The organism is Caldalkalibacillus thermarum (assembly GCF_014644735.1).
In the GTDB taxonomy this organism is placed as follows: domain Bacteria; phylum Bacillota; class Bacilli; order Caldalkalibacillales; family Caldalkalibacillaceae; genus Caldalkalibacillus; species Caldalkalibacillus thermarum.
Genome location: NZ_BMKZ01000002.1, coordinates 110,290 through 134,483 on the forward strand (window position 1 = coordinate 110,290; position 24,194 = coordinate 134,483).

Below are 24,194 nucleotides of genomic sequence, written 5' to 3' on the forward strand. Positions count from 1 at the left end.
CTTACACCTTGCCCTTTAAGCGGTACACATAGGCCAATACTTCGGCCACAGCCTGAAACAGGTGTTCCGGAATTTCTTCGCCGATCTCCACCTGTTCATACAACGCCCGGGCTAGCAGTTTGTTCTCAACAATCGTCACGTCATGTTCCTCGCCAATCTCTTTTATTTTTAAAGCCACAAGTCCTGTCCCCTTGGCCACCACTTGGGGAGCATCCATCTGGTCAGCATCATACTTCAGGGCTACGGCATAGTGGGTCGGGTTGGTGAGAATCACATCGGCCAATGGCACTTGTTGCATCATCCGTCTTGCGGCCATCTGCCGCTGTCGCTCCCTGATCTTGGACCTGATCAACGGATCCCCTTCCATCCGCTTGTGTTCATCCTTTACTTCTTGTTTGGACATGCGGATATTTTTCTCAAACTCATATTTTTGGTATAGATAATCGAGCAGGGACAAAAAGAGCAGAATCAGCGCAACACTAAGTCCGATCTGAAACGTGTATCTGCCTAAAAGCGCTATTGTACTGCCCAGACTGGCTTGAGATAACTGAAAGATCTCTTCCCGGCGGTGCATGAGCAGGGTAAAGACCACCGTTCCAATCAAAGTTATTTTGATCAGTGATTTTAACAACTCCACCAGGGCCCGGGTGGAAAAGATCCGCTTAAATCCCTTCAGCGGATTGATGCGCTCCAGCTTCATCTGCAGGGGATCGGTGGAAAAAAGAAAACCCACCTGAATGTAATTGCCCAAGAGCCCGGCTGCCAGGGCAGCCAGCATAACCGGCGCAGCGAGCTTGGCTGCCTCCAGCGACAATTCCCGAAAGATGATGGGTACCATCTGGGATGTGACCTCCTGGTGGATATACTGGGTTAAACTTTTGACATACAAGGTTTTGAAACGGGTCACGATCCAGTCCCCGGTAAAATAGAGCACGATGAAAACAAACAGCAAAATGAGGGCGGTCGGCACCTCTGAGCTTTTGGCTACTTGCCCCTTTCGCCGTACCTCTTCCCTTTTCCTGGGCGTCGCTTTTTCTGTTTTTTCCTGTGCGTCCTCTGCAAAAAATTGTAAAGGTAGTATGTACTTGTCCATATGGCGATCACCCCAGTAAACGCAACAGCTGGCCCATTGTGTCCACCATCTCCCCAACCAGTCTATGCAAAATGAAGAAAAACCCAGGCAGCGTGATCAAAATCAAGACAAAACCACTCAAAATCTTTAACGGCAAGCCGACCACAAACACATTAATCTGGGGAACGGTGCGGGCCAGAATGCCGAGCGATACGTCAACAAGAAATAAAGCACCTACAATGGGGATGGCGATCTGCAGGGCAACAAGAAACATTTGCACAAAGACGTGCGTGACAAACTGAGCCACACCAGCCGAGCCAATGGGTACAAAATAGTGGTCAACGGGCACCAGCTGATAACTGCGAAGCACCCCTTCGATCAGCAAATGATGAGCATCAACTGATAATAAAAACAGCAGAGTTAAAAAGTACTTCAGATTCCCAATAATCGGGATTTGGGCCCCTGTTTGTGGATCAACCAGATTGGCAATAAGAAAACCCATCTGAAAGTCGATAAACGCCCCCGCCACCTGAACGGTATAGATCACCAGTGCTGCAACAAAGCCCAAGGAAAGGCCGACCAGTGTTTCTTTAACCACATAAACCAGAAATCCAACATCCAGAGGTAGCGGGTGCTCTACTTCAATGACTGCAACAGAAACCAAAGCAAGAAAACAAGCCAAACCAATCTTAAACACGTGTGGTACCCCTTGCAGGGAAAACAAAGGGGCTGTCACAAAGAAAGCAGTGAGACGCACTAATATTAATAGAAAAGCAGGCAGATCATTAAGCCATTCTATTAGCATCACTCATCTATCCTACAATAAGATGCAAGTTTTTCCACAACTTATTGGTAAAATCTAAAATGACAGACAGCATCCAGGGTCCAAAAATAACCAGTGACAACAGCACAACCACTATTTTCGGAATAAAGGCCAGTGTTTGCTCCTGAATTTGTGTTGTGGCTTGAAAGATGCTGACCAACAACCCTACCCCAAGGGCCATGAGCAACATAGGGCCGGCCACCAGCAGAATGGTAAAAACGGCGTTTTGGGCCAGATCCAACACTATCTCGGGTGTCATCATCCCCCCGCCCCTTTCTTATCGAAAACTTAAGAGTAAAGATTCAACCACCAAGTACCAGCCATCCACCAGCACAAACAACAATATTTTAAAAGGAAGAGAGATAATAACCGGCGGGAGCATCATCATCCCCATTGACATCAGGGTGCTGGCGACGATCATATCGATGATTAAAAAGGGAATAAAAATCATGAAACCAATTTGAAAAGCAGTCTTCAATTCACTGATGGCAAAAGCAGGGACAAGGGCAGTCAATGGTATATCCTGAATCGTTTCCGGCTGCTCCAACCCGGCGTATCTTAAAAACAAGGCCATATCTTTCTCCCTGGTATGCCGGGCCATAAACTCCTTAAGAGAGACGACAGCCAGATCAAATGCTTCCTCTTGATTAAGTTCTCCCTCAAGATACGGCTGTAAAGCAGTTTCATTAATTTCCGTGAATACTGGAGCCATCACAAAAAAAGTGAGAAACAGGGCTAAGCCGATCAAAACCTGGTTGGGCGGCATCGTTTGGGTGGCCAGAGACATTCTGACAAAGGCCAGCACAACCACGATCCTGGTGAAGCACGTCATCATGATTAAAATGGCTGGCGCCAATGATAAAATGGTTAATAAGGCTAGAAGCTGCAGCGTAAAGGCCACTTCTTCCGGATCTGTCGATGTGCCAATTTCAAGATTTAGAGCTGGAATCAATGCTCCAATTGTCTGTGGCGACACGATGTCAATCACTTACATCAACCCTCTTTGTTCTCCACGTCACTCCTTGGGCCGGATTGCCCTTGGCGCAAGTCGCGTTCATATTTTTCACGCTTCAACTGCTGCTTCCTTAAACTGGTCTCAAGCAATGACTGGAATTGGGAGTCTCTTTTTTTGTTTGCCCACTGATCCAGCAAGGATTTCCAACCGTCCTGCCCCGTGGTCTGGAAAAAAGACTGCTGTTTTTCTCTATCCGCTTCAATACGCTCAATTTGAGCAGGATCATCTATTTCTTTTATTAACGTAATCTGATCGCTCACTCCAAGCAGATAAATCTTTCCTCCCACTTTGATTAACTGCAAGGACTTGTGCGGGCCCAGCGAGGTGCCGCCCATATGTTCAAAAAGTTGTTGGTGTCCCAGTTTTTGCTGGCGCCTGGCTAAAAAACGAATAAACAGGACAAGCAAAATGATGACGAGCACAGTGTAAAAAACCAGTTGAACTATCATCCAGCCGAATGTCTTACTTTGGTCAGGCAGTTCGATTTGCTCGTTCACTTCTGTTCCCGGTGCTGTTGGTAAAGCCGCCTCTCCTTCTTCTATCGCTGGGAGAAGGAGAACACACATCAACACCGTCATCACGATCAGCCGTAGCAGATGATATTTACCCTCCATCTTTTATCCCTTATCCTAGTACCTTTTTGATCGCTTCCAACACCCGGTCAGCCTGAAAGGGCTTGACTATAAAGTCTTTTGCTCCTGCCTGAATGGCATCAATGACCATCGCTTGTTGGCCCATGGCTGAACACATAATCACCTTGGCCTCAGGATCTATTTCTCTTATTTTTTTCAAGGCGGTAATCCCGTCCATTTCCGGCATCGTAATATCCATGGTGACTAAATCCGGCTTCAGTTCTTTGTACTGTTCCACAGCTTGCTGGCCGTCAGCAGCCTCCCCGACCACCTCGTATCCATTTTTGGTTAGGATGTCCTTGATCATCATGCGCATAAATGCAGCATCATCAACAACTAGAACTTTTGCCATTTAGAACTCCTCCCTCGCATTTAATGAAGTTTTCCCATTAACGAACCAGTTTGTAGTCCTTCCCTTTTTCCTACTGACAGGATTTACCTTTAGAGTGTTTGCAAGCGGTCTCTCTGGCTTAAGATATCAGTGACCCGCACACCGAAGTTTTCTTCGATGACGACCACTTCTCCCTTGGCAATCGGTTTGTTGTTGATCAGGATGTCTACAGGTTCACCAGCGAGCTTATCCAGTTCAAGGATAGATCCGGGGGATAACTCCAGGATCTCTTTAATGGTGCGCTTGGTCCGTCCCAGTTCAACAGTGACTTGCAAGGGAATATCCAATAATAAGTCCAGATTTTTTGGCGGTGATGTTGCTGGTTGCTTTTGATCAAATTCTGCAAATTCAACCGGTTGAACAGGCGAATCCTGGTAGCGACCGTTCTTTGTCATAGACTGTTTATCTACGACACCCTCATCCCCACGGTTTGCTCCTTCCCGTTCTGGGTCAACGGTTGACTGACGTTGAGGGGGCTCTTGCTGTGATAATTCACTTGCCGACTGATTTTCTGGTTGGGAAGATTCCTCTGGGTCAAGAAGCAACCCAACCATCTCTTTGGCAAAGGAAATAGGAATCAATTGCATAATTTCAGAATTGATCAGTTCACCGACCCGCAATTTAAAAGCAACTTTTAATAAAACTTTTTCTTCCAAAACAGGATGTTCAAATTCTGTATTGGTTACGTCAAAGATGTCGATCCCGGGCGGCGAAATATCAATCCGCCTGTCAAACATCGTGGACAGGGCGGTAGCAGCAGAGCCCATCATTTGGTTCATTGCTTCCTGGACCGCACTGGTATGTATCTCAGTCAGCTCTTGGTCGGGATTCTTCCCGTCACCACCCAACATGAGATCTGCAATCACGCTGGCATCTTCCATTTTAATAATGAGCAGGTTTAAGCCTTTAAACCCTTCTGTGTAGTTGACATATACAGCGACATGGGGTTTAGGAAATTCTTCGGCCAGGCGGTCAGTGTACAATAAAGACAAATTGGGCGTTGTAATGTCTACCTTTTGATTTAACAGCGTTGATAAAGCGGTAGAGGCGCTGCCGAAAGCAATGTTGCCAATTTCGCCGATAGCATCCTGTTCAAACGTACTTAAGTATTGATCTACGTCTCCTTGCTCTTTATCGTCCTTTTTCTGCTGTTTCAACAGGGCGTCGATCTCCTCTTGGGAGAGCATATCACTGGCCATTTCCGTCCTCCTCTCTGATCTCTTCCAGGATGCGAACTGCCCTTTTTCCCCGGAAAGTTCCGGGCTGAGCCTTAAATTTGGGTATTTGTCCCACCCTGACGATCAATGAATCGTCCACTGTTTCATTTAAACGGATGACATCGCCTACTTCCAGTTTAAGAAACTCTTCCACGCTTAGCTGTGAATAACCCAGGTCGACCACCACGGGAAGGGGCGTTTGCTTGACTTTTTTTTGTAACAGCTCTACCTCCCATTGTTCCCGGGCTTTTTTTTGCGTTGAAAACCAGTGTTGTGTCGTCAGTTTGGGTATGATAGGTTCCAAAACGACATGGGGCAAACAAAAATTAATAATTCCAGTCACCTCTCCCACTTTCGTTTGCAGGGAAACAACTGCAACGGTTTCGTTGGGTGAAACAATCTGTAAAAACTGAGGATTTGTTTCCATGAATTCAAATGTTGGCTCCAGATCAACAATGGACTTAAACGCTTCGGGTAAGCGTTCTATCGCTCCGCGAAAAATGCGTTCCATTACATTAGCTTCAATTTCTGTCAAATCGCCAATTCGGGACGGGGTAGCGCCAATCCCTCCCAACAAACGATCGAGCATCGCATAGGCAATGTTGGGATTGACTTCCATCACCATCCGCCCCTCCAACGGCGAAGCATGAAACACATTCAAAATGGTGATCTGGGGTACGGAGCGGATAAATTCCTCATAGGGCAGCTGTTCAACCGACTCAACAGAGATTTGAACAAAGGTGCGCAACCGGGCTGAAAAGTGAGTGGTCAACAGCCGGGCATAATTTTCAAAAACTCTCAACAGGCTGCGAATTTGATCTTTGGAAAAGCGGAGTGCCCGTTTGAAATCGTATGTTTTGATTTTTTTCCCCTCTGTTTTTTTTAACGCCTCAACATCCATTTCTCCAGAAGACAGGGCACTGAGCAGTTCGTCAATCTCTTTTTGTGACAGAACATCTGACAAGGGATTGACCTCCCTTTAACCTATTCTTGAGACTGGTCTTCACCGGTGCCGGAAGGTAAGACGTCTGTGGCCATCTGTCTCAACATGCCTACTTGACAATAATAATCCGTGATCAGCTTCACCACTTCCCCGACTGATTCCAGCACAATCACTTTCCGGCCGTTGATCAGCGTGATCACTGTATCCGGCGTGGAGTCAACCCTTTCCACGTAGACCGCATTCAGATAAAACGGCTGTTTGTTCAGTTTCGTCAATTTGATCATGGTCGTGAGAACCAGGAGGAGGCCTCCTGGTTCAGCCTCCCTTACAAAAAGGAATGGATGTCATTAACGTTTCAAGTTAACGACCTCTTGCAAGATTTCATCGGAAGTGGTAATGATGCGAGAGTTAGCCTGGAACCCCCGCTGGGCTACTATCATTTCCGTAAATTCCTCGGTCAGGTCCACATTGGACATCTCCAGCATGCCGGAATAGATTTCACTAACTAAACCTATGTTAGCACGCAACTGATCTAGAGAACCTCTTACAGGCTGTCCATTGGGGTGTGCGTTAACTGTCATCTCATAGAGTGAACCGCCAACTTTGCGCAATCCACCAGGATTATTGACGAATGCGATTTCGAGGTTAGCAAGAACATTAGCATTACCATTTTGATCATAACCAACAATACTTCCATTTCTCGTTATGTCATAGGCCACATATTGACCCTGAGGTATAGTAATAACGCCGTCTGTCCCCAGTACAAAATAACCATCAGCAGTAACCAACTGACCCTCTGCATCTAAAGTAAAATTACCTGCCCTGGTTAGATAAAAATTATCTGGATTTCCATCCGGAGACACCAGAAAGAATCCGTCCCCGGCAATGGCCAGGTCGGTCAGCACCCCGGTAGTCATGGGCGATCCTGGTGTATGGAGGGTATCAATGGCTCCAATTTGAACTCCTAACCCCACTTGACGGGGGTTGACACCTCCGCGGGTTCCCTGTTGGGGAACAGTAGCACCAGATAAATTTTGACTAAGCACATCCTGGAACATGACCCGGCTTTTTTTGAAGCCAACGGTATTGACATTGGCAATGTTGTTTCCAATCACATCCAGCTTGGTTTGGAATCCTCTCATGCCTGAAACCGCAGAATACATGGAGCGTAACATGTGATATGACTCCTTTCATTTAGAATTTTGTGCAGAGGTGAACTAAACGCAATCTGACAGCCAGACAAACGCGGGTCAGTTTAACGGGGATCTTCCAAACGATAAATCGTTTTAATGGCAATGGTCTGCCCGTTATCCAACTCGGCCAACAGCTCTCCGTTTTTGAGAAAAACAGCCGTGACGTAACCTTCACCGCTTTCTGCCTGGGCTCTATCCTCCGTTTGCCAGTAAACTTTTTTACCAATGAGATGGGCATGATGGCTTAAAGTTTGCTCCAGTTGAGAGGTGGTAAACTGTCTCATCATTTGATTGAGAGCCAACAGTTGTTCCAAACTGCTAAACTGAGCGGTCTGGGCTATAAAATCCCGGTCTTCCATGGGATTTAACGGATCCTGATAGCGCAATTGGGCAACCAAAATTTTTAAAAATGCATCGCGGCCCAATTCATTTTTTTCTTCAAAAGTAGGCACCTGAGCATAATAGGGATGTGCAGTTTTGGACTGGATGGCGGTTGCTTTCTCCACCTGGCTACCTCCTTTTCTGCCTGGAAGACGCTATCAAGCTATGTAATCGACAGTACTTCCATGTTCTTGATGCAGCTCACTTCTGTAGCCCAATTCTGGTTTAGTGCTCTTGTTTGACACTGTCTCGGAGTCTCCGGTTTGCCTGCTTCGTCCCTGATTGGATTCCTGACTGTCGTGATGCTGGTTGCCATGACTGTATTGATCTTCATGGAGCGTCTGGGATAAAGGTTGTTGCGTCACCTCAAGGCGCTCAATCTGAAAGCCTTGTTGAGCAAGAACGGCTTGCAATTGATACAAGTGCCTGTCCAGTGCCTCTGCTGCAAACCGGTTGGTTGCCAGCAGCTGGATTGTCATTTTTCCCTTTTGGAAAACAAGGCGAATGTCCAAGGCTCCCAAGTGTTCAGGATGAATTTTCACCCTTAATTGGGTGACCTCCCCTTCTTTCATCCTGGCCCCTTTCAGGCGCAAAATGTGCTGCAAGTCATAAACCAGGGATTGATAACGGACAACAGCGGGAGAAAACTCTTTTTCACTAGCAGATTTGGCGTTTTGGGCTTGGTTCAAATTTGCTGGTTTTGACGCAACCTCGCTGGTTTGGTTCAGTTCTCGTTCTTGCTGTCCTAGGGGAGATTCCACAGTCATGTTCCTTGCCTGTCCCCCAGCGTTTGGCTGGGTGCCTGGCAACTGGTCTAATTCTGGGAACAGCCCTTTATTATGAGTAAGCTGTGCGTCCAAACGTACGCCGGAGGGTGCTTTCAAACCGTTGTCTTTACTCCATTCTTTCGTTAACTGCCCTTCTCGTGGCTGAAGGCCGGCTTCTGCAGCTTCAAAGTTTGTTTGTGAAACTGACAGTTCATTCAATTGCACTGTTGTGCTGCCTAACACCCCTTGGGCGTGTTGGCTCCCCCCGCCTTGAGGCCGGTTTATGGTTTGGGATCCTTTCTCTTTCAGCAGGGTGTCAAGGGAATGAGAAGTGGGATGACCAGGTATCACTCCAGACCTGATCGGACTTAATGCACTGTCCTGTAACTGAGAATCCCCTTCCTCCCCTTTTGAACCTGCTGAGACAGGAACGACCGTGTATTTATGGGCTCCAGGCTTTTGGTCATCTGCTTCCTGACCCTCATCCAACAGCAAAAGCTCATCGTTGTTCACCAGCCAAAGTTCATTTTCTCTTTTTTCCAGATTCATAGAGACGAAGTCTATTTCCGGATCCATTTCTTCCCCTTCTGTTAAGTGGCCAGCCATAGGCGTCAATCCATCCGCTGATGGTGGATCTAGTAGGGAACGATCTATTTGCAGCTGTCCACGAAACAACTCGTCAAACTCTGAGAAGGATAGTGCTGTTGAAACGGTTATGCCGTTCTTGTGCATCCCTTGTCCTGCCATCCCCTTCATAAGCTTCCTGTCCGAACCCTGGTGCAGGGCCAGAAAGGGCATCATATCCACGACTATCACCTCCCTTCAAATCGTGCACACCCCGTAGTTACTCTGCTATGGCTCTGATATATGTTTTGGCAATGTCGGGCTCCATGTTCTCCAGAATCAGAGAGCGTTGGGCATCACCCATGTTGGCCATGATTGTGGCAGCAAGACGGAACTCAGCTGCCTCTGCCTCCATTGCAGTGAATATGCGCGCAGCTTGATCCGGAGCCATCTGCTCAAATGTGGAGACCATGCGCTGGACAGAAATACGGCTTTCAGCCTGTTCAACTGACTCCATCAGCAGGACGATGCGTTCCTGCAAGGCAGCCATATCCGGGTTCTCTACCTGGTCCAGATCTTTCAGGACGACTGATAAATCTGCAGCGAACTGAGGTGACATGCGGGCCAGAATCCGCGCTTGTTCAGCTTCTTTCATGTGCTGCAAAATGAGAGCTGCCTCGGTCAGTGTTAGATTCTCAAGAATGGAGGCCGCCCGTGAAGCAGACATCCCAGCATAGATACGTGCCAGATCAGACAACCTCTGTTCCCGCTCCTCATGGCTAAGCCGTTTCTCCTGAGATTCAGCTTCAAGTTCTTCGTTTTGTTCCCATAAGTCCCTTATTTCTTCTTCTTTTTCCAGCAATTGCTGTTCTAACATTTCCAACATGGTTTCCTGTTCTTCGATGATCTCTTCGGCTTCCTCCAAGCGTCTCTCTAGTACTTCAACCCGTTTCTTAGCCTTCCATTCCTCTGCATCAGGCAATATCATAGACACAACGGGAATCTGTTGGGCCTTGGCCAAAAGATCCCCACCAATAAAGAATACGACGGCAGCGGTGATCAACGGCAGAACCAACAGAACGGCAAAAACCACGGTCAGCTTTTTCCACTTGCCAAACGAAGAACTTTCATTATCTTTCATCCTGTTCACTCCCCAGCGCCACATAGCCCCGGTGTCTCCGTCCGGCAATTTCATCTGTAGCCATCTGCTCTTTCCGGCGTTCTTGCTTGATCCAGGCATGCAGGTGTTTCCGTTTCAATTTCTGCCATTTTTTTTCTTCGGTCATATAATGGACGACTGTTTGCCGAGTATGAGAGGTGCGACGTTTGGCCAGCAACAATGTCTTTCGTTCATGAACCAATTTGGCCTGAAGATAGTGGGCATATTCGGCTAGCTGGCGCAAACTGGCGACAGATGTACCTTTCTGCTGCCGGTCAATCATCTGCTGATTCAGCATTTCTATTTCTGCTTTTGTATTTTCTAAACGCTCTTCCAGTTTATGCTGTTCAGCCATAGCCTCCACTAATTGCATTTGCGCCTGATCTTTTTGTCTGGTATTTAAATCGAGAAGTTTTTGCCAGGCAAATTTATACGGAGCCATGAGCCGTCTCCTTTCCAAATTGCTCGATTAATTGGTGAATGCTTTCTTCAAACGGGGCTTGCTCATGAATCCCCTGTTGCAAATAATCTATCATGGCCGGATACATCCTGATAGCCTGATCAATATTCCGGTTGGTTCCCTTTTTGTAAGCGCCAATGTTAATTAAATCCTCCGCTTCATAATAAGTGCTGAGTAAGTGCACATACTGACGGGCAGCTTCTTGGTGGTCTTTGCTGATGATCTCTTTCATCACACGGCTCACACTGGCCAGCACATCAATGGCTGGAAACTGTCCCTTTTGGGCCAGCTTCCGTTCCAGGACAATATGTCCATCTAATATGCCGCGTACAGCATCAGCAATCGGATCGTTAAGGTCATCCCCATCAACCAATACCGTATAAAAAGCAGTGATTGATCCTTTGGTTGATGTGCCTGCACGTTCAAGCAACTTGGGTAAAAGGGCAAAAACACTGGGCGGATAACCTTTGGTCGTGGGGGGCTCACCGATGGCCAGTCCCACTTCCCTTTGGGCCATGGCAAAACGGGTAACTGAATCCATCATGAGCAACACATCTTTACCCTGATCCCGGAAATATTCAGCGATGGCTGTTGCAGTGAACGCGCCTTTGATTCGCTGCAAGGCCGGTTGATCAGAGGTGGCAACGACTAAAACACTCCTTTTACAACCTTCAGGCCCTAAATCCCGTTCAGTAAATTCGCGAACCTCCCGTCCCCGTTCCCCAATTAAAGCAATCACATTGACATCGGCGGTTGTGTTGCGGGCGATCATCCCCATCAATGTACTCTTTCCTACGCCACTTCCTGCAAAGATACCCACCCGCTGTCCTTTGCCTATTGTTAATAACCCGTCGATGGCCCGGATGCCTACTGACAGAGGCTCCTTGATCGGCGGTCTTTCGAGGGGGTTGGGAGGAGACTGGTTGGTTGAATAACAAACCAATCCATTCGGCAGTTTTGTTCCAGCCAGAGGCTGTCCCAATCCGTCTAGGACTTGTCCCAACAGCTGGTGGCCCACTTTGATTTGCAAAGACTCCCCAGTGGCCATGACTGGACAGCCAGGGCCGATCTCCTCCATAGGACCTAAGGGCATCAAGATGACATGATGATCGCGAAAACCGACAACCTCCGCTTTAACTGGAGGCTTTCCTTGCCCAGGATAAATCAGACATACATCCCCTAATCGGGCATTGGGACCAATTGACTCAATGGTTAAGCCGATGACTTTGGAGACTTTTCCGTATCTGATAATTGTTTCGGTGCGGTTAATCAGCTGGATATACTCCTCAATGTTCTGGATCACGCGCCATTCGCTCCCCATAGAAGGCCAACAGTTGCTTTTTAATTTCTCCCAGTTGTTTATCAATAGTTAAATCATAGCTGCCGTGAGGGGTATGTAAAATACATTGCTGACCCGTCAGCGTACTGTCGGGAATTAGTTTCAATTGTCCCTCAACACAAGCGGACCATTCGTCCATGTGAGGCAGGAAAGCGGGATAATGTTCAGCAGGGACATGGAGAATCAGCTCATCCCGCTCAAACACACGTTGCAATCCCTGCCGGACAAAAGATTTAACCGCTTCAGGTGATTGCCGAAGCTCTTCGCCTATCACTTTCTGGGCAATGGCTACGCTGAGCTTTAACAGGTCAGGTTCTGCACTTTTTAACACTTCATCCCTTTGGGCATAGGCTTTGTTAATAATGTGTTCCGCCTGTTCAATTTTGTCCTTATACCGTTGTTCTGCACTCGATTGGCCTTGCCGGAAGCCTTGTTCGTATCCTTCGCGATAGGCCTGCTCCTTCAACTGTTCCAGCTCTTTTTCTTTTTGCTTCCACCATTCCTCAATCTCCCGCCGTGTCTCAGCTTTCAAATCATCCGCTTCCCTCTTGAGCTGTTCTTGTTCTTGTTTAAGCTGGTCAATCTCTTCCAACAGTATTTCTTTCTGCTGGATTAATTGCTGTATCGTGGTTCCCAGTTCATGACACTCGCCAGTCTGGGTTTTAGTTTGCAGGCGTGAAGAAAACCCTTGGCTGCCAAGTTTGCGCACCTCTGCGGCTCGATAGGCCGATTTAAGCAAGTTAGACAACGATGTCGTCCCCTCCTCCACGGGCAATGACAATTTCTCCGGCTTCTTCCAGACGGCGTATGGTGGCCACCACCCGTGTTTGAGCCTCTTCCACATCTTTTAAGCGAACCGGCCCCATTAACTCCATCTCTTCCTTGAAAGTTTCAGCCATGCGTTTAGACATGTTGCGGAAGATCACTTCTTTCACTTCTTCGCTGGCCACCTTTAAGGCAAGCAGCAGATCATCGTTTTCAACATCCCGGATGACCCTCTGAATGGAGCGGTTATCGAGGTTAACAATATCTTCAAAGACAAACATACGTTTCTTAATTTCCTCTGCTAACTCAGGGTCCTTGACTTCCAATTCATCTAAGATCGTCCGTTCCGTACCCCGGTCCACCCCGTTTAAAATTTGAACGACAGACTCAATTCCGCCTGCCTTTGTATAATCCTGTGTCAGAGTGGAGGACAATTTTTGCTCTAGAATATACTCAACCTGGCTGATCACTTCGGGAGATGTGCTTTCCATAAGGGCAATGCGCCGGGCCACTTCCGCCTGCAGCTCCCCTGGCAAAGCTGACAATATTTGAGATGCTTGAGCAGGTTCAAGATAGGAAAGCACCAAGGCAATGGTTTGGGGATGCTCGTTTTGAATAAAGTTTAAAATCTGATTGGGATCAGCCTTGCGGGCAAAGTCAAAAGGGCGAACTTGCAGCGTAGCTGTCAGGCGGTTAATAATTTCGACTGCTTTTTGCTGGCCAAGGGCTTTTTCCAAAACCTCTTTGGCATAAGAGATACCGCCTTGGCTAATATAATCTTGAGCCAGGCAAAGTTGATGAAACTCTTCAATGATGGCCTCTTTTGTTTCACTGTCGACTTTGCGCACATTGGCAATCTCAAGCGTCAATTGTTCAATCTCATCCTCATTCAAGTGTTTAAATACTTGGGCGGATACATCCGGTCCTAGGGAAACAAGCAGCACAGCCGCTTTCTGTTTCCCCGTCAACCCTTTAACCGTGCGCATGGTGGCTTCCCCTCCTTAATCTTCCGCCATCCATGATTTCAATAGTTTGACAAATTCTGCCGGACGCTCTTTTGCCAACTGTTCAATCTGTGAGCGTTTAGTGGGTTGCTCATCCACCTTAGATATGAGATCGGGTTCAATTTCTTCTGGAATCTCCAGTTCATCTTCCTCCTCTGTGGCTTGTCTTCTTTGGCGGACAACGACGAAGGCGAGGCCTCCCAAGGCTGCAGCAAGTGCTGCCGCAAGAACATAAACAAGCCAATTGCGAATCCCAACACCCGTTTCATCTGCAACAGGCGGCTGTTCCTGAAATGGCTGGGCAAAAATGGTAATCCGCTGCTCCAACTGTTCCTCATCCAGTTCTGTTTCAGCGGCATCAACATAAGTATGCAGGACAGACGTAAGCAGCTCCCGAACAGCCTCCTCTGTTTGTGGCATATATATGGATTCATCAAGCCCAACATTGATTGACAAATCCGTAATCTGGTAAGGACTTGATTCAATCTGACGGTAAATCCGGTTTACTTCCTGATTAATCCGCTCTTCAATCCGTTCGTATTCTGAATCTCCATTGGCCAGTGTACCTTGGTAACCTGTCACATCCGTTTCTCCGGTACCAGCAATGCCACCAGGCGGATCACCTTGTCCCTGAAATATTTCCTCAATCCGTTCAATGCTGATGGCAAGGCCATTGTCATCAACCACCGGCTCAACCAACTGTTCTTCTCTGCTTTCTTTAGAAAAATCCACATTGGCAAAAACAGAGACGATCACATTTTCCATGCCGAAAATACGGCCGAGCATCAGCTGGAGTTCACGCTGAATGTCTTGCTCGATGTCCCGTTTGATCCGCCTGTGTTGTTGGTGAAGGGCAAGATGGTTGCCTGTTTCATCCTCATCCCTTAGTTCCAAAGGCTCCATGTTCTGATTCATAATCACGATGTTCTCCGGCGGCAAATGTGGGACGCTCTTAGAAATCAAATGATACAAGCCATTAATTTGGGATTGCCCCAAGTTGAGGCCAGGACGGGTGTGCACCACCACCGAAGCGGTTGCCGTTTGTTCTTCATCAGACAGCCAAACACTCTCTTTTGGCAAGGTGATCATGACTTTGGCCTGTTCAATCCCCTCAATCTGCTCAATCAGGTAACGCAGTTCATTTTGCATCGCATCGCGCTCAACCACATCTAGCTGCCGGTCCGTTGTCCCCCAACCCATGTTTTCACTGAATATACTGTAGTTGATATTGCCGCTGCGGGGTATTCCGGCATGAGCCAGCTCCACTTTCAAGCGGCTTGCTTCCGATTTGGGCACGCTGATGGTTCGTCCATCTTGGGACAACTGCGCCGGAATCCCCCGTGATTCAATCGCTTCCATAATCTCTCCCGCCTCAACGGGTGAAAGATTGGTATAGATTGGCACAAATTGGGGGCGTGATGCCCAATAGATCAACAGGGCTAATGCAAGGCTGATGAATACGAACGAGCCAATGACCAGCCATTTTTGCTTATTTGTTAATGATTTCCATGTTTCGATAAACTGGTCCTTATAGTGTTGGATTTTTTCCTTCATGATTCACCTCATCCTATACATCAACAATCTACATTTGCATTCTCATCACTTCTTGGTAAGCCTCTACCACCTTATTGCGGACTTGGATGGCCAATTGAAGTTGGACGTTCGCTTTTTCAGCAGCAATCAAAACGGTATGTAAATCCTCCACTTCCCCGGTCACCAGTTTTTGAGTTAATTGACCAGCCTCATGCTGAGAACGGTTCACTTCACGAAGGGCTGCTTTCAACACTTCTTTGAAGCCGCTCGCCCGCTTCGCTTGCCCATGAAGTGGAGCTGCAGTTGTCCCTGGTGCAAAACCAACGCTTTCGATCCCATTCATCCGGTTGTACCTCCTATTGTGTTATTTGCCTATTTCCATGGCTTTCATATACATTTGCTTAGCCGCGTTAAAAGTGGTCACGTTAGCTTCATAAGCCCGGCTCGCTGTCATCAGGTCAACCATCTCTTTGACAATATCTACATTGGGCAGCTGAACATATCCGTCTTGATTGGCATCAGGATGATCAGGGTCATAAACCAGTTTAAAGGGGGTTGGATCCTCACGAATAGCTGTTACAGCCACTCCTCCAGTGGCGCCCTTGGCGCTGGCCAGCTGTCTATTAAACACCCTCTGGAAAGATCCCTGGGCTAGGGAACCAAGCTCTACCAACTTTCGTCTGTAGGGCTGCCATTGGCCGTTGACCAACTGGGCCCGTGTTGTCTGGGCATTGGCAATATTGGATGATACAACATCCATTCTGAGACGGTTGGCTGTCAGCGCCGAGGCGCTGATGTTCAGTCCATGAAACAACCCCATCTTATCTATCTCCCCTCATTGATCACAGTTTTTAACTTCTTGAAATGACCGTTGGCTCTGTCGACCAAGGCATGATATTTAATCTGATTTTTGGCCAGCTCAGCCATCTCAACATCCAGATCCACGTTGTTGCCGTTATGATTGTACGTGGTATGGCGATCAATCACGATCTGGGGTTCAGCTAATGTTTGATGTTTAAATGGAATATGCCGGGGATCAGTCCGGTAAGCAGACAATGTTTGACCTCGACGAACAGCCCTCTGTAATTCTGCCTCAAAAGACACATCTCGCCGTTTATAAAAGGGCGTGTCCACATTGGCAATGTTGCTGGCCAGTGCTTTATGTCTTAAGGCAGAGGCATCAAGGGCTTTTTCAACGAGACCAAAGGTGGGGGAAAATAGTAGCATGAGACGTCCTCCATCCTTCCCGGTACTTTTTCATATTTTGACAAAGTTTAACAATCACATCATCACTTATTCGACAAAATTCCTAGAAATCCTTTTTGAAAATAAAAAATGATACTAAGGTACCATGCAAAAAAAGTGATTTGTTGTCGATTAATGTGGCAGGTATAAAATGTAAGAATCTATAACCTGTTGATCACGAAAAAAGCCCGATCTTCAAAAGATCGGGCTTTTTTTGGTTCAATCGGCTCAGATTAGGAGTTTTTGATTTTCTCAAGTTCATCCAGCAGCTTTTCGTTTAAAACTTTAATATATGTTCCTTTCATTCCCAAAGAGCGGGACTCGATAACCCCTGCGCTTTCCAGTTTGCGCAAGGCATTCACAATGACAGAACGTGTAATGCCAACTCTGTCAGCAACCTTGCTGGCAACGAGTAATCCTTCTTTCCCATCCAACTCTTCAAAAATATGTTCTACAGCTTCAAGTTCACTGTAAGACAGGGAACTGATCGCCATCTGTACAATAGCCTTGCTGCGGGCTTCCTGCTCGATTTCTTCAGAACGTTCATGCAGGATTTCCATGCCAACAACGGTGGCACCATATTCTGCCAAAATAAGATCATCATCTTCAAAACGTTCATTCACACGCCCCAACACAAGGGTTCCAAGCCGTTCACCGCCGCCTACGATGGGAACGACTGTGGTTAGTGCATCTTTAAAAACATCCTTCATCTCCACAGGGAATGCAGTGTATGGGCTATTAATATCCAGGTTGGCGGATGTTTCTTGGATTTTAAGCAACCCTTCGGAGTATTCAGCCGGAAATTTGCGCTCTTCCAGCATTTGTTTCATGCGCTCATTTTCAATCTCTTGGGCAATGGCGTAACCGAGCAGTTTCCCTTTGCGGCTCACAACAAATACATTAGCTCCAATCACTTCACATAATACATCGGCCATCTCTCTAAAGTTGACAGGTCCTGCAACTCTTTGGAGCATTGAGTTAATCCTTCTTGTTTTTGTTAATAAATCCATTTTTTAATTCCTCCTTCATCATTATAGAATATACTGAGACAAGTCCTTATCTTTGGCAATGCTGTTCAATTTTTCACGCACATATTCTGGTGTGATCTCGATTTTCTCCAAATGAATGTCTGGCGCTTCAAAGGAGAGATCTTCCAGAAGCTTTTCCATGATCGTATGCAACCGCCGGGCCCCTATATTGTCCGTGTTCTGGTTGACTTGTGCAGCAATTTTTGCCAATTCATAAATAGCATCGTCAGAAAATTCCACTTTTATACCTTCAGTCTCCAAAAGTGCTGTATATTGTTTAATTAATGCATTTTCAGGCTCGGTTAAGATTCTGACAAAATCTTCTACAGCTAAGTCAGTTAATTCAACCCGAATGGGGAAACGCCCCTGCAATTCGGGTATCAAATCTGACGGTTTAGCCATATGAAAGGCACCAGCGGCAATAAACAAGATATAATCTGTTTTAACAGGCCCGTATTTGGTCATCACGGTTGAGCCTTCCACAATGGGAAGAATATCTCGCTGCACACCTTCCCTGGAAACGTCCGGTGACTGAGTCCCTTGTTTACCAGCGATTTTATCAATTTCATCAATGAAAATAATCCCGGACTGCTCAGCCCGCTTGATCGCCTCTTGTTGCACCTCATCCATATCGATCAATTTGTTAGCTTCCATTTGGGTCAATATCCTGCGGGCTTCTGACACAGGGACTTTGCGTTTTTTGGTTCGCTTGGGCATCAAATGACCGAACAAATCTTGCATGTTGATGCCCATCTGCTCCACGCCCTGTCCAGAAATAATTTCAAACATATTGGGTGTTTGGTCTTCCACTTCGATTTCAACCATCCGGTCTTCAAGCTCACCTAAAGCGAGTTGATGGGCCACCTGCTTGCGCTTTTGGGCCAGAAGCTGCTCTTCCTGATGTTGGCTTGTATCCTGGTTTTGTTCATCATCTGCGCCACCGAAGAACATTTCCAGAGGATTTTTAACGCCTCGCTTTTGCTTGCGTCCGGGAACCAAAAGTTCCACAAGCTTTTGATTTGCTAATTGCTCGGCGCGGTCCTTAACACTTTCTATTTTTTCTTGCTTCACCATACGAATCGATGTTTCAACTAAATCTCGGACCATAGATTCTACATCACGCCCGACATAACCCACTTCTGTAAATTTGGTGGCCTCCACTTTGACAAAGGGGGCATTGACCAGTTTGGCCAACCGCCGGGCAATTTCTGTTTTACCAACACCTGTGGGGCCAATCATTAAAATATTTTTGGGGACGATTTCATCCTGCATGTGGGCAGGCAACAAGCTGCGGCGATAACGGTTTCTAAGGGCAATGGCGACTGCTTTCTTCGCCTGCTGTTGGCCGACGATATATCGGTCAAGCTCTTCCACAATCTGACGGGGTGTTAATGCCTTTTTATCCAATTTAGAACCTCCACATTCACTTATGGTTTAATCATCGGATTGTCCAAGCACACCTCTCATTTAACCACTTCAGTTACCAGGTTTTGGTTTGTATAAACACATATCTCTCCAGCAATTTTTAACGCTGTTTCAGCGATATCTTTGGCAGTTAAATGGGAGGCATGCCTTTTCAAGGCTTTTCCAGCAGCCAATGCATAAGCACCGCCTGATCCAATAGCCAACATGCCATCGTCGGGCTCGATCACTTCTCCATTACCGGAAATAAGTAATAAACTGTCCTTATCCATGACAATCATCATCGCTTCCAGGCGGCGCAAAAATTTATCTTGCCGCCAGGCCTTAGCCAGTTCAACTGCAGCCCGCTGCAAGTTTCCATTAAACTCTTCTAACTTTCCTTCAAACATTTCGAACAAGGTCATTGCATCTGCAACTGAACCGGCAAACCCGGCTACCACTTGCCCTTTATATAACCGCCTCACCTTGCGGGCCGAGTGTTTCATGACCATGGCATTAGCGAAAGTAACTTGTCCATCACCTGTCATGGCACCTTCTCCATGATGGTGTATGGCAAATATGGTTGTGGCGTGCAAGTCTGAACCCAATTGTTTCCCCTCCTCATTGATTCCCCTTTGAGACCAGCTGCCATGCTGGCTTGGCAGCATGTGCTTTATTTTGACCGGGGATGAGCCTTATGGTAGACGGCCCTTAGATGTTCATTCGACACGTGTGTATAGATTTGTGTGGAGGAGATCTGAACGTGTCCGAGCAATTCCTGTACCGATCTCAGGTCAGCACCACCTTCCAGCAAATGGGTGGCAAACGTATGACGCAGCTTGTGGGGAGTGATTTTCTGAGTTAACGATGTGTTCTCGATCAGCTGGTTTAAAATGCGTCTGACACTACGGTCAGTCAAACGTCTCCCCCGGCAGTTTAAAAATAAAGCTGGCTCCTTTGGATGTCGCTCTAATAAAGGACGCCCTTCCCGGAGGTAGTTTTCCAACGCCTCTTGTGCGTAATGTCCAAGGGGAACATATCTCTCTTTGGCCCCTTTCCCATAGACAAGCACAACCCCCAGTTCAAAATCAAGGTCATCCACATTAAGACCTACAAGTTCACTGACCCGCACCCCTGTAGCGTACAAGGTTTCCAAAATAGCTAGGTTTCTGAGTCCCAATGGCGATGACCTGTCGGCCGCCTGAAACAACTGTTCCATTTCAGCACAGAAAAAAAATTGCGGTAATTTCTTTTCCAGCTTTGGCGTTGATACCATTTTAACCGGATTAACCGCAACATAACCCTCTCTTTCTAAAAAGCGGAAGAAACTTCGCAAACTGGAAAGCTTCCGAGAAACCGTGCGCCTCGCGTAGGCTTTGTCATGAAGAAGGCTCAGATATTTTCGGATATGTACATAAGAAACAGCAGCATAGTTCGAAACGCCATGCTGCTTGAGAAATCGTGTGAAATCTTCAATATCTTGAACGTAGTAGCGCAGCGTATAGGGAGACGCATTCTTTTCTAATTGTAAATAATCTACAAATGCCTGTAGCATGGTTTCGGTTGCGGCCAAGCCCACCACCTCGCTCGCGGCAAGCATCATTATATTAGCATATTTATCAGCGAAAAAGCAATATTTAAATGTGACAATTTTGTAAAAGATTCTGAATTGCACCCAATGCCCGTTTAGCCTGTTGCTCTTGGCGTTCTTTTTTATTTTTTACTTTTTGGGGCAACGGGGGGAACAGGCCAAAATTAGCATTCATCGGCTGAAAGTGAGCAGGGTCGGCCGTGGTAATATAATGGGCCAAGCTGCCAATCGCTGTTTCTCGAGGAAATACAAGGGGCTCCTCCCCTTTAGCAAGCCGGCTGGCATTAATACCTGCCACCAGTCCGCTGGCAGCTGATTCTACATAGCCCTCAACGCCAGTCATTTGGCCGGCAAAGAACAGGTTGTCCCTGTCTTTATACTGATACGTCGGCTTAAGCAACTTAGGTGAGTTAATAAAGGTGTTGCGGTGCATCACGCCATAACGCACAATTTCAGCATTTTCAAGACCAGGGATCAACTGGATAACCCGCTTCTGGTCTCCCCATTTGAGGTGTGTCTGAAATCCGACAATATTATACAATGTACCGGCGCTGTTGTCCTGCCGTAATTGCACCACTGCATACGGCTGCTTCCCAGTACGGGGATCAACAAGCCCCACGGGCTTCATTGGACCAAACAATATCGTTTTCTTGCCCCGTTTAGCCATCACCTCAATGGGCATACATCCCTCAAAATAAATCTCTTTTTCAAATTCCTTCAGCGGTACAGATTCGGCTGAAATAAGCGCCTCATAAAACCGGTCAAACTCAGCCTCAGTCATGGGGCAATTGATGTAAGCCGCCTCTCCTTTACCATAACGGGAGGCGATAAAAACTTTGTCCATGTTTATGCTGTCTTTTTCCACAATTGGGGCAGCGGCATCATAAAAGTACAGGTACTCCTCTCCTGTGAGACGTTTCAGCTCAGCAGAGAGTGCATCAGAAGTTAACGGTCCCGTTGCCACCACAGTGATTCCGTCCGGGAGGGAAGTGATCTCCTGCCGGTGAACTATAATGTTGGGATGTTCTTCAATGGCTTTGGTCACACGACCGGCAAACTCTTCACGGTCAACAGCCAAGGCACCTCCGGCCGGGACGGAACACTGATCAGCAGAATGGATAATGATAGAATCCAAACGGCGCATCTCTTCTTTCAAGATACCGACGGCATTCGTTAAACTTTTAGCCCGTAATGAATTACTACAAACGAGTTCAGCAAAACGGTCCGAGCGGTGGGCAGGGGTCATTTTAACAGGCCGCATTTCATATAAATCCACGTGAATGCCCCTATTGGCAATTTGCCAGGCTGCTTCACTGCCGGCCAATCCCGCCCCGATGACCGTGATGCGAGGCTGTGTCATCTATCCATCCCTCCTGTTGGCAATGCTATTTAGTGTGAAGTTTCTTTATAGTCACATTGGGTACATTTTACTGTGATTTGTTTTTTTGTTTGTTTTTCAACCAAAAGACCATTACATTTGGGACAGGGACGGGGCAAAGGTTTATCCCAAGATACAAATTCGCAATGGGGATATTCATTGCAGCCATAAAAGATTCGGTTTCTTTTACTTTTCCTTTCCACAATTTGTCCCTGTTTACATTTGGGACATTGAACCCCGGTATCCTTGACAATCGGTTTTGTATTACGGCAGTCTGGAAAACCGGAGCAAGCTAAAAATTTACCGTACCGCCCAAATTTATATACCATGTGACGGCCGCATTTTTCACACACTTCATCAGCGACTTCATCCTCAATTTCCACATTTTTCATTTTTTCATCGGCCACTTGCAGTCTTTTTTCAAACTCGGTGTAAAAATCATTCAAGATTTTTTGCCAGTTTTCTTTTCCTTCCTCAATCTCATCCAGATGCCGCTCCATTTCGGCTGTAAAGCCCACATCCAGGATCTCAGGAAAGAACTGTTCCATGAGTTCAATCACGATTTCCCCTAACTCGGTCGGAACAAACCGGCGATCTTCCAGGGTCACATAGCCTCGTTTCTGGATGGTTTCCAGTGTCGGTGCATAAGTAGAAGGGCGGCCGATGCCTTTCTCTTCCAATTCTTTGACCAGTCTGGCCTCGGTATAACGGGGCGGGGGCTGGGTAAAGTGCTGCTTTGGTTCAATTTGCTTCGCTTCCAGATGCTCCCCTTCGTTCAGTTCCGGCAGGAAACGGTGTTCTTCTTGTTTGCCGTCATCGTTATCTTCGATGTAGACTTTCATAAAGCCGGGGAACTTGATTTTTGATCCCGTGGCGCGGAAGATGACACCATTTGCCTCAAGATCAACGGTCATCGTATCCATAACAGCCGGAGCCATCTGGCTGGCCACAAATCGTTCCCAAATTAAACGGTACAGACGGTATTGATCCCGCGTTAAATATTTTTTTACCGATTGGGGATCACGCATGACAGAAGTGGGTCGGATCGCTTCATGGGCATCCTGGGCTTTTTGCTTTTGTTTTTCCGGCCTGCTGCCCTTGCCCACATACTCCTGGCCAAAGTGCTGCTTAATAAATTCGGCTGCCTCTTCTTTAGCCACGTTGGACACCCGGGTGGAATCTGTCCGCATATAGGTAATTAGACCGGTTGAACCTTCTTTTCCCAGGTCAATTCCCTCATATAACTGCTGGGCCAGCATCATGGTTTTGGCCGCTTTAAAGTTTAACTTGCGCGCCGCTTCCTGCTGCAATGTAGAAGTGATGAACGGGCTGACAGGATTCCGCTTGCGCTCCCTCTTTTGAACTGACTTCACGACGAGAGGATGTCCCTTGATTTTCTCCAGGATGACATTGACCTCATCTTCCGCTTTCAAATCCTGCTTTTGGCCGTCAAGACCGTAAAACTTGGCTTCAAACTCCTGGCCATCCTTGCTTAAGTACGCGGTAATGCTCCAGTATTCTTCCGGTTTAAATGCTTTGATCTCATTCTCACGATCAATGATCAATTTAACAGCAACAGACTGCACACGGCCAGCGCTAAGCCCTTTTTTCACTTTTTTCCACAACAAGGGGCTGATATTATAACCCACCAGGCGGTCGAGTATGCGCCGGGCCTGTTGGGCATAAACAAGATCCATATTAATGCTGCGCGGATGCTTAAATGCTTCCTTAATGGCTTGTTTGGTGATTTCATTAAAGACAACCCGGCAGTGGGATTGAGCATCTATATCAAGGCTGTGGGCTAGGTGCCAGGCAATGGCTTCCCCTTCACGATCAGGGTCGGCAGCAAGGTAAACATGCTTTACTTTTTTGGCCGCATCTCTAAGTTCCTTCAATATCTTCCCTTTTCCCCTGATCGTAATGTATTTAGGGCTAAAACCGTTATCAATATCGACACCCATTTGACTTTTGGGTAAATCACGAACATGTCCCATAGAAGCTTTAACAAGGTATTTTTTTCCCAGGTATTTACCTATTGTTTTCGCTTTAGCGGGAGACTCGACGATTACGAGCGCCTCAGGCATCAAGTGTCCTCCCCCTTTAGATGAACTCAAACTTTTATCATTATGAAACAATTCCCTTCTTTTTGTCAAACCATTCCTACAGCCCTGTGTGAGTCAAGTATTTCCGGGCAGAGTTTTTTATCCCCATCATGGATGTAAGCGGATTCATTGTTTGAGGGTACTCTCTTGGTCATTTCTTATCCTGTTTTAAAAACCAACCAATCCCTTCA

27 protein-coding genes are annotated in these 24,194 nt (G+C 46.9%); all 27 read right to left on the minus strand.

Features of this window, described 5'->3' with window-relative positions:
• Position 1: 1 nt before the first annotated feature.
• Positions 2-1,093, minus strand: a complete 1,092-nt coding sequence (flhB, locus tag IEW48_RS01630) for a flagellar biosynthesis protein FlhB (protein WP_188622307.1) — start codon at positions 1,091-1,093, stop codon at positions 2-4.
• A gap of 7 nt (positions 1,094-1,100) precedes the next feature.
• Positions 1,101-1,877, minus strand: coding sequence for a flagellar biosynthetic protein FliR (gene fliR / locus IEW48_RS01635; RefSeq protein ID WP_188622308.1), 777 nt, complete (start codon positions 1,875-1,877; stop codon positions 1,101-1,103).
• Between the two features lie 7 nt (positions 1,878-1,884).
• On the minus strand, positions 1,885-2,154 hold the full coding sequence (gene fliQ, locus IEW48_RS01640) for a flagellar biosynthesis protein FliQ (protein ID WP_188622309.1): 270 nt from the start codon (positions 2,152-2,154) through the stop codon (positions 1,885-1,887).
• A gap of 18 nt (positions 2,155-2,172) precedes the next feature.
• On the minus strand, positions 2,173-2,844 hold the full coding sequence (gene fliP, locus IEW48_RS01645) for a flagellar type III secretion system pore protein FliP (protein ID WP_371874795.1): 672 nt from the start codon (positions 2,842-2,844) through the stop codon (positions 2,173-2,175).
• 44 nt (positions 2,845-2,888) lie between these two features.
• Positions 2,889-3,524 (minus strand): flagellar biosynthetic protein FliO, encoded by a 636-nt coding sequence (locus tag IEW48_RS01650; protein WP_188622310.1) that lies wholly within the window; start codon positions 3,522-3,524, stop codon positions 2,889-2,891.
• Between the two features lie 10 nt (positions 3,525-3,534).
• Positions 3,535-3,894: a response regulator gene (locus tag IEW48_RS01655; protein ID WP_188622311.1), complete on the minus strand. Its 360-nt coding sequence runs from the start codon at positions 3,892-3,894 to the stop codon at positions 3,535-3,537.
• An 89-nt stretch (positions 3,895-3,983) separates the two neighbouring features.
• Complete coding sequence (fliY, locus tag IEW48_RS01660; protein WP_188622312.1) at positions 3,984-5,132, minus strand: flagellar motor switch phosphatase FliY; 1,149 nt, start codon at positions 5,130-5,132, stop codon at positions 3,984-3,986.
• Entirely contained in the window at positions 5,122-6,114 is a 993-nt protein-coding gene (gene fliM / locus IEW48_RS01665) for a flagellar motor switch protein FliM (RefSeq protein WP_188622313.1), read from the minus strand. Before fliM ends, fliY begins: the two co-directional genes overlap by 11 nt.
• A 20-nt stretch (positions 6,115-6,134) precedes the next feature.
• Positions 6,135-6,377 (minus strand): flagellar FlbD family protein, encoded by a 243-nt coding sequence (locus IEW48_RS01670; RefSeq protein ID WP_188622314.1) that lies wholly within the window; start codon positions 6,375-6,377, stop codon positions 6,135-6,137.
• A 63-nt stretch (positions 6,378-6,440) separates the two neighbouring features.
• Positions 6,441-7,268, minus strand: coding sequence for a flagellar hook-basal body complex protein (locus IEW48_RS01675; RefSeq protein WP_188622315.1), 828 nt, complete (start codon positions 7,266-7,268; stop codon positions 6,441-6,443).
• An 80-nt stretch (positions 7,269-7,348) separates the two neighbouring features.
• Positions 7,349-7,792, minus strand: coding sequence for a flagellar hook assembly protein FlgD (gene flgD / locus IEW48_RS01680; RefSeq protein WP_229703901.1), 444 nt, complete (start codon positions 7,790-7,792; stop codon positions 7,349-7,351).
• A 33-nt stretch (positions 7,793-7,825) separates the two neighbouring features.
• A complete protein-coding gene (locus IEW48_RS01685) occupies positions 7,826-9,235 on the minus strand; it encodes a flagellar hook-length control protein FliK (protein WP_229703904.1) in 1,410 nt (469 codons plus the stop codon).
• A gap of 43 nt (positions 9,236-9,278) precedes the next feature.
• On the minus strand, positions 9,279-10,139 hold the full coding sequence (locus IEW48_RS01690) for a magnesium transporter MgtE N-terminal domain-containing protein (RefSeq protein ID WP_188622317.1): 861 nt from the start codon (positions 10,137-10,139) through the stop codon (positions 9,279-9,281).
• The gene (fliJ, locus tag IEW48_RS01695; RefSeq protein ID WP_188622318.1) at positions 10,129-10,599 is read right to left on the minus strand and encodes a flagellar export protein FliJ; all 471 of its coding nucleotides are present in this window, start codon (positions 10,597-10,599) and stop codon (positions 10,129-10,131) included. Before fliJ ends, IEW48_RS01690 begins: the two co-directional genes overlap by 11 nt.
• Positions 10,586-11,920 carry a flagellar protein export ATPase FliI gene (fliI, locus tag IEW48_RS01700; protein WP_371874791.1) on the minus strand — a complete coding sequence of 445 codons (1,335 nt, stop codon included), beginning with the start codon at positions 11,918-11,920 and terminating at the stop codon, positions 10,586-10,588. The genes fliJ and fliI overlap by 14 nt, the downstream gene beginning before the upstream one ends.
• Positions 11,904-12,704, minus strand: a complete 801-nt coding sequence (locus tag IEW48_RS01705; RefSeq protein WP_188622320.1) for a FliH/SctL family protein — start codon at positions 12,702-12,704, stop codon at positions 11,904-11,906. The genes fliI and IEW48_RS01705 overlap by 17 nt, the downstream gene beginning before the upstream one ends.
• Positions 12,697-13,707, minus strand: coding sequence for a flagellar motor switch protein FliG (gene fliG, locus IEW48_RS01710; protein WP_007505161.1), 1,011 nt, complete (start codon positions 13,705-13,707; stop codon positions 12,697-12,699). The genes IEW48_RS01705 and fliG overlap by 8 nt, the downstream gene beginning before the upstream one ends.
• A 15-nt stretch (positions 13,708-13,722) precedes the next feature.
• Positions 13,723-15,279: a flagellar basal-body MS-ring/collar protein FliF gene (fliF, locus tag IEW48_RS01715; protein WP_188622321.1), complete on the minus strand. Its 1,557-nt coding sequence runs from the start codon at positions 15,277-15,279 to the stop codon at positions 13,723-13,725.
• 28 nt (positions 15,280-15,307) lie between these two features.
• Complete coding sequence (gene fliE, locus IEW48_RS01720; RefSeq protein WP_007505165.1) at positions 15,308-15,601, minus strand: flagellar hook-basal body complex protein FliE; 294 nt, start codon at positions 15,599-15,601, stop codon at positions 15,308-15,310.
• Between the two features lie 21 nt (positions 15,602-15,622).
• A complete protein-coding gene (gene flgC, locus IEW48_RS01725) occupies positions 15,623-16,078 on the minus strand; it encodes a flagellar basal body rod protein FlgC (protein WP_188622322.1) in 456 nt (151 codons plus the stop codon).
• A gap of 5 nt (positions 16,079-16,083) precedes the next feature.
• Positions 16,084-16,485: a flagellar basal body rod protein FlgB gene (gene flgB, locus IEW48_RS01730; protein WP_188622323.1), complete on the minus strand. Its 402-nt coding sequence runs from the start codon at positions 16,483-16,485 to the stop codon at positions 16,084-16,086.
• Between the two features lie 251 nt (positions 16,486-16,736).
• Positions 16,737-17,513: a GTP-sensing pleiotropic transcriptional regulator CodY gene (gene codY / locus IEW48_RS01735; protein WP_007505169.1), complete on the minus strand. Its 777-nt coding sequence runs from the start codon at positions 17,511-17,513 to the stop codon at positions 16,737-16,739.
• A 21-nt stretch (positions 17,514-17,534) separates the two neighbouring features.
• Positions 17,535-18,938: an ATP-dependent protease ATPase subunit HslU gene (gene hslU / locus IEW48_RS01740; protein ID WP_188622324.1), complete on the minus strand. Its 1,404-nt coding sequence runs from the start codon at positions 18,936-18,938 to the stop codon at positions 17,535-17,537.
• 56 nt (positions 18,939-18,994) lie between these two features.
• Entirely contained in the window at positions 18,995-19,540 is a 546-nt protein-coding gene (gene hslV, locus IEW48_RS01745) for an ATP-dependent protease subunit HslV (protein ID WP_188622325.1), read from the minus strand.
• 65 nt (positions 19,541-19,605) lie between these two features.
• Complete coding sequence (gene xerC, locus IEW48_RS01750) at positions 19,606-20,487, minus strand: tyrosine recombinase XerC (RefSeq protein WP_371874796.1); 882 nt, start codon at positions 20,485-20,487, stop codon at positions 19,606-19,608.
• Between the two features lie 82 nt (positions 20,488-20,569).
• Positions 20,570-21,883 (minus strand): FADH(2)-oxidizing methylenetetrahydrofolate--tRNA-(uracil(54)-C(5))-methyltransferase TrmFO, encoded by a 1,314-nt coding sequence (trmFO, locus tag IEW48_RS01755; RefSeq protein ID WP_188622327.1) that lies wholly within the window; start codon positions 21,881-21,883, stop codon positions 20,570-20,572.
• A gap of 29 nt (positions 21,884-21,912) precedes the next feature.
• Positions 21,913-23,985 carry a type I DNA topoisomerase gene (topA, locus tag IEW48_RS01760; protein WP_188622328.1) on the minus strand — a complete coding sequence of 691 codons (2,073 nt, stop codon included), beginning with the start codon at positions 23,983-23,985 and terminating at the stop codon, positions 21,913-21,915.
• Between the last annotated feature and the right edge of the window lie 209 nt (positions 23,986-24,194).

Bases quoted from the DNA above. Each gene is read 5' to 3' on its own strand.
- flhB (WP_188622307.1), bottom strand. From the start codon at position 1,093: ATGGACAAGTACATACTACCTTTACAATTTTTTGCAGAGGACGCACAG.
- fliR (WP_188622308.1), bottom strand. From the start codon at position 1,877: ATGCTAATAGAATGGCTTAATGATCTGCCTGCTTTTCTATTAATATTA.
- fliQ (WP_188622309.1), bottom strand. From the start codon at position 2,154: ATGACACCCGAGATAGTGTTGGATCTGGCCCAAAACGCCGTTTTTACC.
- IEW48_RS01650 (WP_188622310.1), bottom strand. From the start codon at position 3,524: ATGGAGGGTAAATATCATCTGCTACGGCTGATCGTGATGACGGTGTTG.
- IEW48_RS01655 (WP_188622311.1), bottom strand. From the start codon at position 3,894: ATGGCAAAAGTTCTAGTTGTTGATGATGCTGCATTTATGCGCATGATG.
- fliY (WP_188622312.1), bottom strand. From the start codon at position 5,132: ATGGCCAGTGATATGCTCTCCCAAGAGGAGATCGACGCCCTGTTGAAA.
- IEW48_RS01670 (WP_188622314.1), bottom strand. From the start codon at position 6,377: ATGATCAAATTGACGAAACTGAACAAACAGCCGTTTTATCTGAATGCG.
- IEW48_RS01675 (WP_188622315.1), bottom strand. From the start codon at position 7,268: ATGTTACGCTCCATGTATTCTGCGGTTTCAGGCATGAGAGGATTCCAA.
- IEW48_RS01685 (WP_229703904.1), bottom strand. From the start codon at position 9,235: ATGATGCCCTTTCTGGCCCTGCACCAGGGTTCGGACAGGAAGCTTATG.
- IEW48_RS01690 (WP_188622317.1), bottom strand. From the start codon at position 10,139: ATGAAAGATAATGAAAGTTCTTCGTTTGGCAAGTGGAAAAAGCTGACC.
- fliJ (WP_188622318.1), bottom strand. From the start codon at position 10,599: ATGGCTCCGTATAAATTTGCCTGGCAAAAACTTCTCGATTTAAATACC.
- fliG (WP_007505161.1), bottom strand. From the start codon at position 13,707: ATGCGCACGGTTAAAGGGTTGACGGGGAAACAGAAAGCGGCTGTGCTG.
- fliF (WP_188622321.1), bottom strand. From the start codon at position 15,279: ATGAAGGAAAAAATCCAACACTATAAGGACCAGTTTATCGAAACATGG.
- fliE (WP_007505165.1), bottom strand. From the start codon at position 15,601: ATGAATGGGATCGAAAGCGTTGGTTTTGCACCAGGGACAACTGCAGCT.
- flgC (WP_188622322.1), bottom strand. From the start codon at position 16,078: ATGGGGTTGTTTCATGGACTGAACATCAGCGCCTCGGCGCTGACAGCC.
- flgB (WP_188622323.1), bottom strand. From the start codon at position 16,485: ATGCTACTATTTTCCCCCACCTTTGGTCTCGTTGAAAAAGCCCTTGAT.
- codY (WP_007505169.1), bottom strand. From the start codon at position 17,513: ATGGATTTATTAACAAAAACAAGAAGGATTAACTCAATGCTCCAAAGA.
- xerC (WP_371874796.1), bottom strand. From the start codon at position 20,487: ATGCTACAGGCATTTGTAGATTATTTACAATTAGAAAAGAATGCGTCT.
- trmFO (WP_188622327.1), bottom strand. From the start codon at position 21,883: ATGACACAGCCTCGCATCACGGTCATCGGGGCGGGATTGGCCGGCAGT.
- topA (WP_188622328.1), bottom strand. From the start codon at position 23,985: ATGCCTGAGGCGCTCGTAATCGTCGAGTCTCCCGCTAAAGCGAAAACA.